This is a genomic window from Aquisalimonas lutea, from assembly GCF_030409225.1.
Classification (GTDB): Bacteria; Pseudomonadota; Gammaproteobacteria; order Nitrococcales; family Aquisalimonadaceae; genus Aquisalimonas; species Aquisalimonas lutea.
Genome location: NZ_JAUFPK010000001.1, coordinates 657,290 through 672,749, shown reverse-complemented (window position 1 = coordinate 672,749; position 15,460 = coordinate 657,290). Strand labels below are relative to the sequence as shown.

At 67.2% G+C, this 15,460-nt stretch carries 17 protein-coding genes; 15 read left to right on the top strand and 2 right to left on the bottom strand.

Annotated elements, in window-relative coordinates; all coding sequences use genetic code 11:
- Positions 1-29 precede the first annotated feature (29 nt).
- Entirely contained in the window at positions 30-1,130 is a 1,101-nt protein-coding gene (dnaN, locus tag QWY84_RS03250) for a DNA polymerase III subunit beta (RefSeq protein ID WP_290201015.1), read from the bottom strand.
- 233 nt (positions 1,131-1,363) lie between these two features.
- The gene (dnaA, locus tag QWY84_RS03245) at positions 1,364-2,701 is read right to left on the bottom strand and encodes a chromosomal replication initiator protein DnaA (protein ID WP_290201014.1); all 1,338 of its coding nucleotides are present in this window, start codon (positions 2,699-2,701) and stop codon (positions 1,364-1,366) included.
- A 354-nt stretch (positions 2,702-3,055) separates the two neighbouring features.
- Here dnaA and rpmH point away from each other — a divergent pair, with 354 nt between their 5' ends.
- The 15 genes from rpmH to atpA all read left to right on the top strand — a co-directional run bounded on the left by rpmH (position 3,056) and on the right by atpA (position 15,450).
- Positions 3,056-3,190 carry a 50S ribosomal protein L34 gene (gene rpmH, locus QWY84_RS03240; protein ID WP_290201013.1) on the top strand — a complete coding sequence of 45 codons (135 nt, stop codon included), beginning with the start codon at positions 3,056-3,058 and terminating at the stop codon, positions 3,188-3,190.
- A 14-nt stretch (positions 3,191-3,204) separates the two neighbouring features.
- Complete coding sequence (gene rnpA / locus QWY84_RS03235; protein ID WP_290201012.1) at positions 3,205-3,582, top strand: ribonuclease P protein component; 378 nt, start codon at positions 3,205-3,207, stop codon at positions 3,580-3,582.
- Positions 3,555-3,782: a membrane protein insertion efficiency factor YidD gene (gene yidD, locus QWY84_RS03230; RefSeq protein WP_290201011.1), complete on the top strand. Its 228-nt coding sequence runs from the start codon at positions 3,555-3,557 to the stop codon at positions 3,780-3,782. The genes rnpA and yidD overlap by 28 nt, the downstream gene beginning before the upstream one ends.
- Before the next feature lie 6 nt (positions 3,783-3,788).
- Positions 3,789-5,477 (top strand): membrane protein insertase YidC, encoded by a 1,689-nt coding sequence (yidC, locus tag QWY84_RS03225; RefSeq protein ID WP_290201010.1) that lies wholly within the window; start codon positions 3,789-3,791, stop codon positions 5,475-5,477.
- A gap of 19 nt (positions 5,478-5,496) precedes the next feature.
- Positions 5,497-6,834, top strand: coding sequence for a tRNA uridine-5-carboxymethylaminomethyl(34) synthesis GTPase MnmE (mnmE, locus tag QWY84_RS03220; RefSeq protein WP_290201009.1), 1,338 nt, complete (start codon positions 5,497-5,499; stop codon positions 6,832-6,834).
- A 117-nt stretch (positions 6,835-6,951) separates the two neighbouring features.
- Complete coding sequence (gene mnmG, locus QWY84_RS03215) at positions 6,952-8,847, top strand: tRNA uridine-5-carboxymethylaminomethyl(34) synthesis enzyme MnmG (protein WP_290201008.1); 1,896 nt, start codon at positions 6,952-6,954, stop codon at positions 8,845-8,847.
- Entirely contained in the window at positions 8,844-9,515 is a 672-nt protein-coding gene (gene rsmG / locus QWY84_RS03210; RefSeq protein ID WP_290201007.1) for a 16S rRNA (guanine(527)-N(7))-methyltransferase RsmG, read from the top strand. The genes mnmG and rsmG overlap by 4 nt, the downstream gene beginning before the upstream one ends.
- Positions 9,508-10,293, top strand: coding sequence for a ParA family protein (locus QWY84_RS03205; RefSeq protein ID WP_290201006.1), 786 nt, complete (start codon positions 9,508-9,510; stop codon positions 10,291-10,293). The genes rsmG and QWY84_RS03205 overlap by 8 nt, the downstream gene beginning before the upstream one ends.
- Positions 10,294-10,307: 14 nt before the next feature.
- On the top strand, positions 10,308-11,165 hold the full coding sequence (locus QWY84_RS03200) for a ParB/RepB/Spo0J family partition protein (RefSeq protein ID WP_290201005.1): 858 nt from the start codon (positions 10,308-10,310) through the stop codon (positions 11,163-11,165).
- A 130-nt stretch (positions 11,166-11,295) separates the two neighbouring features.
- Positions 11,296-11,667: an ATP synthase subunit I gene (locus QWY84_RS03195; protein WP_290201004.1), complete on the top strand. Its 372-nt coding sequence runs from the start codon at positions 11,296-11,298 to the stop codon at positions 11,665-11,667.
- 7 nt (positions 11,668-11,674) lie between these two features.
- On the top strand, positions 11,675-12,496 hold the full coding sequence (gene atpB, locus QWY84_RS03190) for a F0F1 ATP synthase subunit A (protein ID WP_290201003.1): 822 nt from the start codon (positions 11,675-11,677) through the stop codon (positions 12,494-12,496).
- Positions 12,497-12,539: 43 nt separating this feature from the next.
- Positions 12,540-12,833 carry a F0F1 ATP synthase subunit C gene (atpE, locus tag QWY84_RS03185; RefSeq protein ID WP_290201002.1) on the top strand — a complete coding sequence of 98 codons (294 nt, stop codon included), beginning with the start codon at positions 12,540-12,542 and terminating at the stop codon, positions 12,831-12,833.
- Positions 12,834-12,877: 44 nt separating this feature from the next.
- The gene (locus tag QWY84_RS03180; protein WP_290201001.1) at positions 12,878-13,348 is read left to right on the top strand and encodes a F0F1 ATP synthase subunit B; all 471 of its coding nucleotides are present in this window, start codon (positions 12,878-12,880) and stop codon (positions 13,346-13,348) included.
- A 7-nt stretch (positions 13,349-13,355) separates the two neighbouring features.
- On the top strand, positions 13,356-13,895 hold the full coding sequence (locus tag QWY84_RS03175) for a F0F1 ATP synthase subunit delta (RefSeq protein WP_290201000.1): 540 nt from the start codon (positions 13,356-13,358) through the stop codon (positions 13,893-13,895).
- A 13-nt stretch (positions 13,896-13,908) separates the two neighbouring features.
- On the top strand, positions 13,909-15,450 hold the full coding sequence (gene atpA, locus QWY84_RS03170) for a F0F1 ATP synthase subunit alpha (protein WP_290200999.1): 1,542 nt from the start codon (positions 13,909-13,911) through the stop codon (positions 15,448-15,450).
- The last annotated feature ends 10 nt before the right edge of the window (positions 15,451-15,460 follow it).

The window sequence follows — 15,460 nt, the reverse complement described above, 5'->3', positions numbered from 1 at the left end:
CCGCTCCGGCCGGCCATCCGGATCGGCCCCTAGAGCCGCATGGGCATGACGACATACCGGTACCGGCGGTCGTTGACGTCTTCGATGATGGTGCTGCTGCTGGAATCCACAAGGCCCATGCGAACCTGATCGCCGTCGACGGCGTGAAGCGCGTCCAGGAGGTAGCTGGCGTTGAACCCGATCTCCATCGCCTCGGCGCCGTACGTGACCGTCAGCTCCTCATCCGCCTGCTCGTGCTCCGGATTGTTCGACTGGATGCGCAGCTCGTTCTCCCCGAGGTTGAACCGCACGCCGCGGTACTTCTCGTTCGACAGAATGGATGCCCGCACCAGCGCCTGCCGCAACGGCTCCCGCTCCGCCTCCATGACGCGATCATCCACGGTCGGGATCACCCGCTGATAGTCCGGGAATCGCCCATCGATGAGCTTCGACGTGAACCGCAACCCGGCGAGGCTCACGCGGATATGATTGCCTCCCAGCTCCACGCGGACCTGATCGTCCGCGTCATCCAGCAGGCGCAGCAGTTCCTGCACTCCCTTGCGCGGCACGATGACCTGCTGCAGCTGCTCGGCCGTCACCTCGCCTTCCAGCTCACCCAGCGCCAGACGGTGCCCGTCCGTCGCCACGGCACGCAGCTTGCCGGGCTCGAGCTCCAGCAGAAGCCCGTTGAGGTAGTAGCGCACATCCTGCAGCGCCATGGCGAAGTGCGTCTTCTCGATCAGCTCCCGGAAATCCCGTTGCGGGAGCACCAGGGGGCGTGTCTCGCCGATATCCTCCACCGTGGGAAACTCCGTCGCCGGCAGCGTCGCCAGGGTGAACCGGCTGCGCTCGGCGCGGATGACCGCCTGGTCGCCGTCAACGCTGACGGCGACTTCCGCCCCTTCGGGGAGATTGCGGACGATGTCCATGAGCTTCCGGGCCGGCACCGTGATCTGGCCGGGCTCGGTGATCTCGGGCGTTGTCTGCGCCACCAGCTCCACTTCGAGATCCGTTGCCGTCAGCGTCATCCCGTTGTCGTCGGCGACGATCAGGATGTTGCCGAGGACCGGCAGCGTCTGCCGCCGCTCGACGACGCCGATCACCGACTGGAGAGGCCGGAGCAGGGCTTCGCGTTGCAGCTTGATCTTCATGACATCGTCCACCTGGTCAATAATTACTAGTTTATCTTCTTAAAAGAACCTGTAGTTGTTATTAGTCCACGGCCTGTCTGTGGAGGAAACCGCTTTTTCCCTTTGCTTCCGGGAACTTGTCATCGATTTACCCTGGGTGCATGTGCTGTGGCCGGGACCGTACAAGCTGGTAACAACCTGTGGACAGAATCCGGCCTGCAGACGAGGCTCGTTTTGTGCACGGGTTATCCACATCATGTGGTCAGGGTTCTCAACAGGTTTGCGTAGTCCTCGTTCACACGGCTGTCCGTGTCCCGCAGCTCCTGTACCTTGCGACAAGCGTGCAGCACCGTGGTGTGATCCCGCCCGCCGAATGAATCCCCGATCTCCGGCAGGCTGTGGCTGGTCAGTTCCTTGGCAAGTGACATCGCCACCTGTCGCGGCCGCGTGATGGAGCGACTCCGCCGTTTGGAAAGCAGATCCGTGACCCGGATCTTGTAGTACTCGGAGACCGTCTTCTGGATGTTCTCGACGGTGACCAGCTTGTCCTGGAGAGCCAGCAGGTCCTTGAGTGCTTCCTTGGTGAAATCCAGCGTGATCGGTTGCCCGGTGAACTGGGCATTGGCGACGACGCGCCGCAGCGCACCCTCGAGCTCGCGGATGTTGGACCAGATGCGCTTGGCGATGAAGAAGGCGACCTCGTTGGGCAGCTCGACACCGTCCTGGCTCGCCTTGCTCATGAGGATTGCGACCCGTGTCTCCAGCTCCGGGGGCTCGATCGCGACCGTCAGCCCCCATCCGAAGCGGGACTTGAGCCGCTCCTCAAGGCCTTCGACTTCCTTGGGATAGCGGTCGCAGGTGAGCACGACCTGCTGCTGGCCTTCCAGCAAGGCGTTGAATGTATGGAAGAACTCCTCCTGGGATCGCTCCTTGCGGGCGAAGAACTGGATATCGTCGATCAGCAGGGCGTCGGCCCCGCGATAGTGCCGCTTGAACTCGTTGATGGCGTTGTGCTGCAGCGCGCGGACCATGTCGCCGACGAACCGTTCGGAGTGCAGGTACAGCACCCGTGCTCCGGGCCGATTACGCAGGATCAGGTTGCCCACCGCGTGGATCAGGTGCGTCTTGCCGAGCCCGACGCCGCCGTAGAGGAACAGCGGGTTGTAGGCCGCGCCCGGATTCTCGCCCACCTGGCTACAGGCGGCCCGCGCGAGCTGGTTCGATTTACCTTCCACGAAGGTGTCGAAGGTGAACTTGGGGTTGATGTTGCTGGTGGCCGGGGCGTGCGCGGCACCATTGCTCTTTGCCGGACCGCGGGTGCGGCTGCCGCCCCGGGCCGGAGGCGGCGCACTCGCCTGGCTGCCGATCTCCAGGACCACCTCGCGGTGACCCTGCGCATCTTCCAGCAGTGACTGGATGCGTTCCAGGAAATGGTCCCGGACCCAGTCCATGACGAACCGGTTCGGCGCCAGCAGGCGCAGGCGCTCATCCTCCTCGACGGCCTGCAGGGGACGAATCCAGGTATTGAGCTGCTGTTCCGGTATCTCGCCTTCCAGGCGCGAGAGACAATGATTCCACACCGAGTTGCCCACGAGTGGACCCCCAAATAAGCAAGCGGTTCATCCAGTTCTGTCGGAGTCTCGCCGGTTCGACCGGAAATCGGGAGGCCACGGCGACTCCCGGTGTACGGGCTACCCGAGGGGTACCAGCGGGGGTACCGTTGGCTCCAGGGGCCATGGCCCCCGTATGCCTGCCGAGTCTATACCCCGTCGGGGAATCGATCCACCGGCGCGAACGGTCCAATGCCGATGCGGGCACGGCTCCCGGGAAGATTGCCTGCGGGCGGCGCGAGCGTTGACACCGTCTGTCGGCCCGGAGTACATTCGCCGGCTCGATTGGCCCGAGCCGATCCATCGTATTACAGCGACCAACAAACGGACATCACCATGAAGCGGACCTATCAGCCCAGCGTGATCAAGCGCAAGCGCACGCACGGTTTCCGTGCCCGCATGGCAACCAAGAACGGTCGTCAGGTCCTCAAGGCCCGTCGCGCCAAAGGGCGTGCCCGGCTGACACCCTGACGTCAACGGACCCGATGGCCGCGCGACCGCTCAGCTACCCTCGCGAGGCCCGTCTGTTGACTCCCGGCGCGTTCAAGCGCGTCTTTGCAGGGGCGGAGCGGGTGGCCGATCGGTACTTCACGATCCTGGCGTCGTCCAACGGGCGTGACCATGCCCGACTGGGCCTGGCGATCGGCCGACGCGTATCACCCCGTGCGGTGGACCGCAACCGGATCAAACGGATTGCTCGTGAATCCTTTCGCCACCATCAGCACCAGCTGCCGCCGGTGGACATCGTACTGATGGCGCGGCCGCCGGCGCGTCATGGTTCCCGGGAGATCCTGCATGCATCCCTGGCGGGGCTCTGGCAACGAGTGATGAAACGATGCGACCGCTCGTCACCGCAGTCCTGAAGCTGTACCAGGTACTGGTCAGCCCTTTCTTCGGCGCCTGCTGCCGGTTCCATCCCTCCTGCTCGGAGTACATGATCCAGGCGGTAACGAGCCATGGTGTCATCCGGGGCTTGTGGCTGGGCTGCAGGCGTGTCCTCAAATGCCATCCCTGGCATCCCGGGGGAATCGACCCCGTCCCCGAATCCAATCCGGAAGATTGAGTCTCGATGGAAACGCAACGACTACTCCAGTTCTTCGCCCTCGGGCTCATTCTGCTGCTCCTGTGGACCTCCTGGGAGGAGCAGTACGGCAACCCGTTCACGCAGCCGCAGGCAACGGAGGAACGCACGGAGCAGGAGGGCGCCGCCGAGGCGCCGGGGCCGGCCGAGCCCGCCCCCTCCGGGGAAACCGGCGAGCAACGGCCGGCCGCGTCACCGGAGGAAGGCGATCAGGCACCCACCACGGCAGCGGACGAACGGCTCCCGCGCGGCGAGACCATCCGTGTGCGCACGGACATGCTCGACGTCGAGATCAGTACCCGGGGCGGCGATATCCGCCAGGCGGACCTGCTGAAGCACTACCAGTCGCTGGAACAGGAGCAACCCTTCCGGCTGATGAGCGACGAGCTGGAGCACCTGTTCATCGCCCAGTCCGGCCTGGTCCCGCGGGAAGGCGACGGCCCCGGCCCCCGGAGCACCTTCGAGCTCGCCACCGATCGCCAGTCCTTCGAGCTGGCCGAGGGCGAGGACACGCTGGAAGTGCCCCTGGTCTGGGAAGGCGACAACGGCATCCGCGTCACCAAGCGCTACACCTTCCATCGCGACAGCTACGTCGTGGATCTGGTCCACGAGGTCGAGAATACCTCCGGGGCCGACTGGAACGCGTACCAGTTCGCCCAGCTGCGCTCCACCGATATCGACGACAGCAGCTCCTGGTTCATCTACACGTATACCGGCGGCGTGATTCACGGCGAAGAGGAGAGCTATACCAAGTTCTCGTTCTCGGACATGCACGACGAGGATATCGCGCGGGATCTCACCAATGGCTGGGCCGCCATCGTCCAGCACTACTTCGTGGGCGCGTGGATTCCGCCCCGCGGGCAGACCCACCGGTACTATTCCCGGGCGCTGGACAACAACCAGTACCTGCTGGGCATGTCGTCGCCGCGCAAGACCATTGCCGCCGGTGACAGCGGGCGCTTCGAGCACAAGCTCTGGGTCGGGCCCAAGGACCAGGAGCGCCTGGCGGCGGCCGCCGATGGGCTGGAGCTCACGGTCGACTACGGCTGGCTGACGATTCTCTCCAAGCCGTTGTTCATCGCGCTGTCGTGGATCCACAGCGTGATCGGCAACTGGGGCTGGTCCATTGTCATCCTGACCCTCGGCATCAAGCTCGCCTTCTACAAGCTCTCGGAGACGAGCTACCGTTCCATGGCCCGGATGCGCAAGCTCCAGCCGCGCATGCAGCAGCTCAAGGAGCGCTACGGCGATGACCGCCAGGCGCTCAACCAGGCCATGATGAAGATGTACAAGGAGGAGAAGGTCAACCCGCTGGGCGGCTGCCTTCCCATACTCGTGCAGATTCCGGTATTCATCGCCCTCTACTGGGTCCTGCTGGAGAGCGTCGAGCTCCGGCACGCGCCGTTCATGCTGTGGATCAACGATCTGTCGAGCCCGGATCCGTACTACGTGCTGCCGCTGCTCATGGGGCTGAGCATGTTCCTGCAGCAGAAGCTCAATCCGGCGCCCATGGACCCGATCCAGCAGCGCATCATGATGGCGCTGCCGTTCGCGTTTACGGTGTTCTTCATGTTCTTCCCTGCCGGGCTGGTGCTGTACTGGGTGGTCAACAACACGTTGTCCATCGCCCAGCAGTGGTTCATCACCCGGCGCATGGAGAAGACGGCGACGGAGTAGAACACGGGGCGAAGCGCGGGTGAGCGATACCATCTGTGCCGTGGCAACGCCGCCCGGGCAGGGCGGCATTGGCGTGATCCGGATCTCGGGTCCCGGGACCGCCCGCATGGTCGAGGCGGTTGCCGGCTCGCTGCCCGAGCCGCGCCGGGCGGCGTTCCGGGGCTTTCGCGATGACGCGGGCGAGCTCCTGGACGAGGGCCTCCTCCTGTGGTTTCCGGGGCCGGGCTCGTACACCGGCGAGGATGTCGCCGAGTTCCAGGGCCACGGCGGCCCGGTGGTCATGGACCGGCTCCTGCGCCGCTTCACCGGTCTCGGCGCACGGCTCGCCCGGCCGGGCGAGTTCTCCGAGCGTGCTTTCGTCAACGGCCGCCTGGATCTGTCCCAGGCCGAGGCCATTGCCGACCTCATCGCCGCCGGCTCCGATGCCGGCGCCCGCGCCGCCATGGCCTCCCTCCAGGGCGCGTTCTCCCGCGAAGTCCATGCCCTGGTGGATGCCCTGGTGGAGCTGCGCGTGTACGTGGAGTCGGCCATCGACTTTCCCGATGAGGAGATCGACTTTCTCAGCGACGGCGAGGTGGTCGGCCGCCTGCGCGACGTGCGCGAGCGCCTGCGGGCCGTCCAGCGGACGGCGGGCCAGGGGCGCGTACTGCGCGACGGCATGACCGTCGTGATCGCCGGACGGCCCAATGCCGGCAAGTCGAGCCTTCTGAACGCGCTGGCCGGCGAGGATACCGCCATCGTGACCGCCGTGGCCGGAACCACCCGGGACCTTCTCCGCGAGCACGTGCAGATCGACGGCATGCCGCTGCACGTGGTGGATACCGCCGGCCTGCGCGACAGTGACGAGGAAGTGGAGCAGGAAGGCATCCGCCGCGCCTGGACGGCTATCGCCGGGGCCGACCGCGTCCTGGTGGTCGCCGACGACCGCCAGGGGCCCACCGAGGAGGACGTCCGCATCCTCGCGCAGCTCCCGGCGAAGCTTCCGGTGACGGTGATCCGCAACAAGGCCGATCTCTCCGGTACGGCCACGGGGTTCATCGACGACCCCGAGCGACCGACCGTGATCCTGAGCGCCCTAACCGGCGCCGGCGTCGATGCCCTGTGCGACCACCTCAAGGCCTGCATGGGGTTTACCGCCGGCGAGGGGACGTTCACGGCCCGCCGGCGCCACCTGGACGCCCTGGAACGCGCCGCGGCCATGCTGGACCGCGCGGTGCAGCAGCTCGACCAGGGGGCGGGCGAGCTGGTGGCCGAGGACCTGCGGGGCGCGCAGGAGGCCCTGGGGGAGATCACCGGCGCGTTCACCACGGAGGACCTCCTGGGCGCGATCTTCTCCACCTTCTGCATCGGCAAATAGGCCGGCGTTCCACGTGAAACGCCGCCGGTGCCGCAATGACCTCCGGCATCTGTCCTGCTAGACTGTGCGGTTCCGTAACACCCTGATTCGGGCCGGCACGGCCTGGAGGACGTTGTCTTGGACTACCCGGAACGCTTCGACGTGATCGTCGTCGGCGGTGGCCACGCCGGCACCGAGGCGGCGCTGGCCGCTGCACGGACGGGGGCCGCGACACTGCTGCTCACCCACAGCATCGAGACCATCGGCCAGATGAGCTGCAATCCGGCCATCGGCGGCATCGGCAAGGGCCATCTCATGCGCGAGATCGACGCCCTGGGCGGTGCCATGGCCCGCGCCACCGATCGCGGCGGCATCCAGTTCCGGACCCTGAACGCGCGCAAGGGACCGGCGGTCCGCGCCACCCGGGCGCAGGCGGACCGGACGCTGTACAAGGCCGCCATCCGCTCGCTGGTGGAGAACCAGCCCGGGCTCACCGTCTTCCAGCAGGGCGTGGATGATCTGCTCCTGGACGGCGAGCAGGTCCGCGGCGTGATCACCCAGATGGGCCTGCGCTTCCATGCGCCCAGCGTCGTGATGACCGTGGGCACGTTCCTGGGTGGCCGGATTCACATCGGCGACAATCAGCACCAGGGCGGCCGCGCCGGCGACCCGCCGGCCAATGCCCTGGCGGAGAAGCTACGCGCCCGGCCGTTCCGCGTCGGCCGCCTGAAGACGGGCACACCCCCGCGGCTGGACGGCCGGACGGTGGATTTCACCCGGCTCGCCGAGCAGCCCGGGGATGATCCGGCCCCCGTGGCCTCGTTCATGGGCAGCCGGGCCGAGCACCCCGCCCAGGTGAGCTGCTGGATCACCCACACCAATGAGCGCACCCACGAGATCATCCGCGGTGCGCTGGATCGCTCGCCCATGTTCTCCGGCGACATCGACGGCGTGGGGCCGCGCTACTGCCCGTCGGTGGAGGACAAGGTGGTGCGGTTCGCGGACAAGTCCGCCCACCAGATCTTCCTGGAGCCCGAGGGCCTGGATACCCACGAGGTCTACCCCAACGGCATCTCCACCAGCCTGCCGTTCGACGTGCAGCTGGAGCTGGTGCGCTCCTGCGCGGGATTGGAGAAGGCGCATATCACCCGGCCGGGCTACGCAATCGAATACGACTTCTTCGACCCCCGGGACCTGCGCCCGAGCCTGGAGACCCGGTACATCGCCGGGCTGTACTTCGCCGGCCAGATCAACGGCACCACCGGCTACGAGGAAGCGGCTGCCCAGGGCCTGATCGCCGGGCTCAATGCCGCTCGCGGCGTCCGCGGCGAGGCACCCTGGACACCGGGCCGGGACCAGGCGTACATCGGCGTGCTCATCGACGACCTCACCACCCGCGGTGCGCTGGAGCCGTACCGCATGTTCACCAGCCGCGCGGAATACCGGCTGCTGCTGCGCGAGGACAATGCTGACCTGCGGCTCACGCCGGTGGGCCGCGAGCTCGGCCTGATCGACGACGCCCGCTGGACGGCCTTCGAGCGCAAGCGCGACGCCATCGAGCGCGAGCAGCGCCGGCTGGCGGCCACGCTGGTGCGCCCCGGCGACGTCGACGACGCCGTCGGCCAGCGCATCCTGGGCGGGCCGTTGCGCCGCGAGCAGTACATGGATGCCCTGCTGCGGCGCCCGGAGCTCGGCTACCGCGACGTCATGGCGCTCGCCGCGGATGCCGGCGGCGTCGACGACCCGGCGGTGGCGGAGCAGCTGGAGATCCAGGCGAAGTACGCCGGCTACCTGGATCGTCAGCGCGAGGAGGTCGAGCGCACGCGGCGGTACGAAGAGACGGCGATTCCGGACGACGTCGACTATGATGCCGTCGCCGGCCTGTCCACGGAGGTCCGGCAGAAGCTCGCGAGCCACCGCCCGGCGACGCTGGGCCAGGCGTCACGGATCGAGGGCGTCACGCCGGCCGCCGTCTCCCTGCTGCTGGTGCACCTGCGGCGCGGCGATCAGCCCGCGCACCGGCGCAGCGCATGAGCGACGCCTTCCCGCGTGCCGCCGTGCACCGGGCCCTGGCGGACGGCCTGCGGTCGCTGGACGCGGCCGGCGCTGCCCCGGTGGATGCGCTGGTGGACTACCTGGCGCTTCTCCACCGATGGAACCGGGCGTTCAATCTCTCGGCGGTGCGGGAGCCCCTGGCCATGGTGCCGCGGCACGTGCTGGACAGCCTGAGCGCCCTTCCCTATGTTGAAGGCGCACACCTGCTGGATGTCGGCACGGGGGCAGGCCTTCCGGGGATCCCGCTGGCGCTGGGCCGGCCCGATCTGCACGTCGTGCTGCTGGACAGCAACGGCAAGAAGACCCGGTTCCTGCGCCAGGCGGCGGCGGACCTGCCCCTGGCCAACGTGGAGGTGGTCCACGATCGCCTGGAACGCTGGCCAACGGACCGGCGGTTCGATACCGTCATTGCCCGTGCATTGACGCGGCTGGACGGGCTGGTCCGGGACAGCGGCCGGCTGCTGGCGAGCGGCGGGCAGATCCTGGCCATGAAGGGCCGCTTCGATCCGGGGGCGGAAACCGGCGAACTGGAGACCGGCTGGACGTACCGCGTGCATCCGCTGCGGGTGCACGGGCTGGATGCCGAGCGTTGCCTGGTGCGCGTCCGTCGTACCGGGGAGATCAGCACCGGAGAGACTCATGGGTAGAACCATCGCCATTGCCAACCAGAAGGGCGGCGTCGGCAAGACCACCACCTGCGTCAATCTGGCCGCCGCCCTGGCCATGAACCGCAAGCGTGTGCTGCTCGTGGATCTCGACCCTCAGGGCAACGCCACGGTGGGCTCCGGGGTGGACCGCAACCGGGTGCGCCTCAACGGCTACCACGTGCTCCTGGACGAGGTCTCGGTGCGCGAGGCGGTGATGGACGCGCCCTCCGGCGGCTTCCAGATCGTCCCGGGAAACAGCGATCTCACCGCCGCCGAAGTGGCCCTGATGGAGGCCGAGAGCCGGGAGCAGCATCTGCGCCGGCAGCTCGCCCGGGTCCGCGACAGCTACGACTACATCCTGGTGGACTGCCCGCCGTCGCTGAACATCCTCACGGTGAACGCGCTGGTGGCCGCCCACGGGGTGCTCATTCCCATCCAGTGCGAGTACTACGCCCTGGAGGGTTTGACGGCGCTGCTGGACACCATTCACCGCGTCCAGGAGCAGGCCAACACCGAGCTGGTCATCCAGGGCCTGCTGCGGACCATGTACGATCCGCGCAACAACCTGGCCACCCAGGTGGGCGCGCAGCTGCTGCAGCACTTCCCGCGCCAGGTCTACAGCACGCTGATCCCGCGCAACGTGCGTCTCGCCGAGGCGCCCAGCCACGGCCTGTCGGCGATCCAGTACGACCGCTACTCGCGCGGGGCCCTTGCCTACATGGCCCTGGCCAGCGAGATCATCCGCAAGGACATGACCGCGGCGGCGACCACCGCCTGAACGGACGGAGACCCATGAGCCCGAAGAAGCGAGGACTCGGACGCGGACTCGACGCCCTGCTGGGCGCCAACGAGGAAGCCGATACCGACGATCAAGGCATCCTGCGGCAGCTGCCCGTGGAATGGCTCCAGCGGGGGCGCTACCAGCCCCGGCGCGAGATGGATCCCACCGCGCTGCAGGAGCTGGCGGATTCCATCAGCGCCCAGGGCGTGGTCCAGCCGCTGGTGGTCCGCCCACTGGACGACGAGACCTTCGAGATCATCGCCGGCGAGCGGCGCTGGCGGGCGGCGCAGCTGGCGGGCCTGGACCAGGTGCCGGCCATCGTCCGCGACATCCCGGACGAAGTGGCCCTGGCGGTGGCGCTCATCGAGAACATCCAGCGGGAGGACCTCAATCCCCTGGAGGAGGCCACCACACTGCGCCGGCTCATCGACGAGTTCGGCATGACCCACCAGGCCGTTTCCGAGGCGGTGGGCCGCTCGCGCGCGTCCGTGAGCAACCTGCTGCGCCTGCTGGACCTCAGCCCGGAAGTGCGCGAGCGGGTGCACAACGGCGAGCTGGAGATGGGCCACGCGCGCGCCCTGGCGGCGCTGCCCGCCGAGCAGCAGAACGCCGTGGCCGCCCGCGTGGTCGCCCGCGGGCTGTCCGTGCGCGCCACGGAGTCGCTGGTGCGCAAGGCCCTGCAGGGGGAGAAGACCTCGCCGCAGGCGCGGCCCGCCCCGGATCCGGACATCCGGCGGCTGCAGGACGATCTCGCCGACCGCCTGGGCGCCAGCGTGACCATTCAGCAGGGGCGCCAGGGCAAGGGCAAGCTGGTCATCCAGTACAGCAGCCTGGACGAGCTCGACGGCATCATCGAGCGCATTCGGTGACCGCAACGGCGCCGGTGGCGCAGCGTTGACCCCCCTACCGGGAGTCATTATACTGCGCCGCTCAAGTGATGCCGCGCCCGCCGGCAGCGGCGACGTGCGAGCCGGTGATCGGCAGCGACAGCGAGGCATCATGCGGGGAAACGCGATCGTCCGGTCCGTGCTCGGCGCCCAGGTCCTGGTGACCATCGCCAGCGCGGCGGCCTGGGCAACCGGCGCGGATACACGCGCCGGGCTGGCGGCGATCGCGGGTGGCGCAATCGCCATCATTCCGGGACTCTACATGGCGGTGCGGGTGTTCTCCGTGCCGGCGGATGCCGAGCCCAAGCGGATTCTCGGTGCGTTCTATCGGGGGGAATCGGTCAAGTTCGCGCTTACGGCAGCCCTTTTCATCATAGCGCTGCAGTGGTTCGCTTCGACCTTCCTTCCCTTGATCGTGACCTACATTCTGGCCCTACTCGTTTACTGGCTGGCGCTCTACCGCAGCGCTGTCACACAACGGTGAGACAACCATGAGTCAAGACGCAGGCGTCACGGGTTACATCCAGCACCACCTCACCAACTGGCGGGTCGGCGAGGGGTTCTGGGCTCTCCACATGGACAGCCTGGCGGTTTCCGTTCTCCTGGGGGCGCTGTTCTGCCTCGTGATGTGGGTCGCCGCACGGCGGGCGACGTCGGGCACGCCGGGGCCGCTGCAGAACACCGTGGAGATGATGGTCGAGTTCGTCGAAGGACTCGTCGCCGACACCTACCACGGCAAGAATCCCATTGTCGCGCCCATGGCGCTGACCATCTTCGTCTGGGTCTTTCTCATGAATCTCATGGACCTGGTGCCGGTGGACCTGGCACCGGAGACCATGACGGCGCTGGGCTGGGAGTACTTCAAGATCCTGCCCACGGCGAACCTGAATATCACCTTCGGGCTGTCGCTGTCGGTGCTGGCGCTGGTGATCGGGTTCAGCTTCTACTACAAGGGCGCCGGCGGCTTCGCCAAGGAGATGCTGTTCCATCCCTTCGGCCCGTGGCTGCTGCCGTTCAACCTGATCCTGAACATCGTCGAGCTGCTGGCCAAGCCGATCTCGCTGTCGCTGCGGCTGTTCGGCAACCTCTACGCGGCGGAGCTCATCTTCCTGATGATCGCCTCGCTGACGCTCGGCTTCGGCACGCACTGGGTCGAGATGCTCACCAGCGTGGGCGGCCTGACGCTTCTCGTCGGCCAGGTCATCCTCGCCACCATCTGGGCGATCTTCCACATCCTGGTGATCCCGCTGCAGGCGTTCATCTTCATGATGCTCAGCATCGTCTATCTCAGTATGGCGGCCGAGCACCACTGATCCCGATTCAACGTTATTCGTCACTACCACTCGGAGGTACGTAATGGAAGCTGAACTCGCTAGCCTGATTGCCAACGTGCAGGGCTTCACGGTCATCGCGGTCGCGATCATCCTGGGCGCCGGCGCCGTGGGCACCGCCCTTGGCTTCGGCATCATGGGCGGCAAGTTCCTCGAGAGCATTGCCCGGCAGCCCGAGCTGGCTCCCATGCTCCAGGGCCGCATGTTCCTGCTCGCCGGTCTGCTCGACGCGGTCTCCATGATCGGTGTGGGTCTGGCCCTGTTCTTCACCTTCGCCAATCCGTTCGTGGGTGCCGTCCAGGCCGCTGCCGGCGCCTGATCGCGTGATCCGAACCCCCCGTTCCGGATACTGGAGGTGATGGCATGGAGATCAATGCCACGCTGTTAGGCCAGATGATTGCCTTCGGCATTTTCGTCTGGTTCACGATGAAGTTCGTCTGGCCGAGCCTGAGCACGGCCATGAAGAGCCGCCAGGAGCGGATCAGCGACGGGCTTTCCGCTGCCGAACGCGGCCGCCAGGAGCTCGAGGAAGCCGAGGCCAAGAAGGACGAGATCCTCAAGGAGGCCCGGCAGCAGGCCAGCGACATCCTGGAGCAGGCCAACAAGCGTTCCAGCGAGATCATCGAGGAGGCGCGCGACAGTGCGCGCCAGGAAGGCGAGCGTCAGCTCGCCCAGGCCCAGGCCCAGATCGACCAGGAGCTGACCAAGGCGCGGACCGAGCTCCGCGACCAGGTGGTGACCCTGGCGGTGACCGGGGCCAGCCGCGTCCTGGAGCGCGAGGTGGATGCCAAGGCCCACAACGACCTCCTTGAGGACCTGGCGAAACAGCTCTGAGGCAACCATGTCTGCTGACTACAATCCCATCGCGAGGCCATACGCCCGCGCCGTGTTCCAGCTGGCCCGAGAGCGCGGGGAGCTGGCGGCGTGGTCCGAGACCGTCGAGCTGCTCGGGGCGGTCGCCGCCGACGACGATGTTCATGCGCTTCTCGCCAGCCCGGGCCTTTCCCCGGACCAGGCCGAGCGGCTCATCCTGGACATCGCCGGCGAGTACCTCGGTGACGAAGGGCGTAATCTCGTGCGGCAGCTGGCCGCCAACCGGCGCCTCATCGCTCTGCCGGCCATTGCGGAACAGTACCGGGACCTGCGCGCCGCCGAAGAGGGAACGCTCGACGCGCGGCTGATCGCCGCGGGCCCTGTGGACGACAAGCTCCGCGAACGCCTGGAGAAGGCGCTCGGCAAGCGGCTGCAGCGGGACGTCCGGCTGAGCAGCGAAGTCGACGAAACCCTCCTGGGGGGTGCGGTGATCCGCGCAGGGGATTTGGTAATCGATGGTTCGGTGCGGGGTCGGCTCAACCGCCTTGCGTCCGCGCTGAACCGTTAAGGGGATGACTCCAATGCAACTCAAAGCTTCGGAAATCAGCGATCTCATCAAGCAGCGCATCCAGAACTTCGATGCCGTTGCCGAGGCCCGGAACGAGGGCACGACCGTGTCGGTGCAGGACGGGATCGTGCGCGTGGCCGGCCTTGCCGAGGTCATGCAGGGCGAAATGCTCGAGTTCCCGAACGAGACCTACGGCATGGCGCTCAACCTCGAGCGCGACTCCGTGGGCGTCGTGATCCTCGGCGACTACCGGCATATTTCGGAAGGCGATCCGGTCAAGTGCACCGGGCGCATCCTGGAAGTGCCGGTGGGCGAGGCCCTGCGCGGCCGGGTGGTCGATCCGCTGGGCAATCCCCTGGACGGCAAGGGACCCATCGAGACCGAGCACTCCTCCCCGGTGGAGAAGGTGGCGCCGGGCGTCATCGCGCGCCAGGGCGTCGACCAGCCGGTACAGACGGGCCTCAAGGCCATCGATTCCATGGTGCCCATCGGCCGCGGCCAGCGCGAGCTGATCATCGGCGACCGGCAGACCGGCAAGAGCGCGGTGGCCATCGACACCATCATCAACCAGAAGGGCACGGGCGTTACCTGTATCTACGTGGCCATCGGGCAGAAGAACTCGACCATCGCCACGGTGGTGCGCAAGCTGGAAGAACACGGCGCCATGGACCACACCATCGTGGTCGCGGCCGGTGCCTCCGAGACGGCCGCCCTGCAGTTCATCGCGCCCTATGCCGGCTGCGCCATGGGCGAGTACTTCCGCGATACGGGCGAGGATGCGCTGATCGTCTACGACGACCTCACCAAGCAGGCCTGGGCCTACCGGCAGGTCTCCCTGCTGCTGCGCCGCCCGCCGGGCCGCGAGGCCTACCCGGGTGACGTCTTCTACCTGCACTCGCGCCTGCTGGAGCGCGCCGCACGCGTCAACGAGCAGTTCGTCGAGGAGAAGACCGAGGGGCGGGTCAAGGGCCGCACGGGCTCGCTGACGGCCCTGCCGATCATCGAGACCCAGGCCGGCGACGTCTCGGCCTTCGTGCCCACCAACGTGATCTCGATCACCGACGGCCAGATCTTCCTGGAGAGCGACCTGTTCAACTCCGGGATCCGGCCGGCCATCAACGCCGGGATCTCGGTCTCGCGCGTGGGCGGTTCGGCGCAGACGAAGATCATCAAGAAGTTCGGCGGCGGTATCCGCCTGGCGCTGGCCCAGTACCGCGAGCTTGCGGCGTTCGCCCAGTTCGCCTCGGACCTGGATGCGGTCACGCGGCAGCAGCTCGAGCGCGGCGAGCGCGTCATGGAGCTGATGAAGCAGAACCAGTACAGCCCGATGCCCATCTCGGACATCGCGCTGTCGCTGTTTGCGGCCAACGAGGGCTACCTGGATGATCTGCAGCTCAAGGAGGTTCGTCCCTTCGAGGCGGGTGCCCACGCGCACATGAAGGCGAACTATCCCGAGCTGCGGGATCACATCAACGAAACGGGCGACTTCAACGACGAGATCGAGTCCCAGCTGCGCAAGCTGCTCGACGAGTTCAAGTCGCAGGGCACCTGGTAGTCACGCTGGA

Coding starts and splice junctions, on each gene's coding strand:
- dnaN (WP_290201015.1), bottom strand. CDS start 1,130: ATGAAGATCAAGCTGCAACGCGAAGCCCTGCTCCGGCCTCTCCAGTCG.
- rpmH (WP_290201013.1), top strand. CDS start 3,056: ATGAAGCGGACCTATCAGCCCAGCGTGATCAAGCGCAAGCGCACGCAC.
- rnpA (WP_290201012.1), top strand. CDS start 3,205: ATGGCCGCGCGACCGCTCAGCTACCCTCGCGAGGCCCGTCTGTTGACT.
- yidD (WP_290201011.1), top strand. CDS start 3,555: ATGCGACCGCTCGTCACCGCAGTCCTGAAGCTGTACCAGGTACTGGTC.
- yidC (WP_290201010.1), top strand. CDS start 3,789: ATGGAAACGCAACGACTACTCCAGTTCTTCGCCCTCGGGCTCATTCTG.
- rsmG (WP_290201007.1), top strand. CDS start 8,844: ATGAGCGACGCCTTCCCGCGTGCCGCCGTGCACCGGGCCCTGGCGGAC.
- QWY84_RS03205 (WP_290201006.1), top strand. CDS start 9,508: ATGGGTAGAACCATCGCCATTGCCAACCAGAAGGGCGGCGTCGGCAAG.
- QWY84_RS03200 (WP_290201005.1), top strand. CDS start 10,308: ATGAGCCCGAAGAAGCGAGGACTCGGACGCGGACTCGACGCCCTGCTG.
- QWY84_RS03195 (WP_290201004.1), top strand. CDS start 11,296: ATGCGGGGAAACGCGATCGTCCGGTCCGTGCTCGGCGCCCAGGTCCTG.
- atpB (WP_290201003.1), top strand. CDS start 11,675: ATGAGTCAAGACGCAGGCGTCACGGGTTACATCCAGCACCACCTCACC.
- atpE (WP_290201002.1), top strand. CDS start 12,540: ATGGAAGCTGAACTCGCTAGCCTGATTGCCAACGTGCAGGGCTTCACG.
- QWY84_RS03180 (WP_290201001.1), top strand. CDS start 12,878: ATGGAGATCAATGCCACGCTGTTAGGCCAGATGATTGCCTTCGGCATT.
- QWY84_RS03175 (WP_290201000.1), top strand. CDS start 13,356: ATGTCTGCTGACTACAATCCCATCGCGAGGCCATACGCCCGCGCCGTG.
- atpA (WP_290200999.1), top strand. CDS start 13,909: ATGCAACTCAAAGCTTCGGAAATCAGCGATCTCATCAAGCAGCGCATC.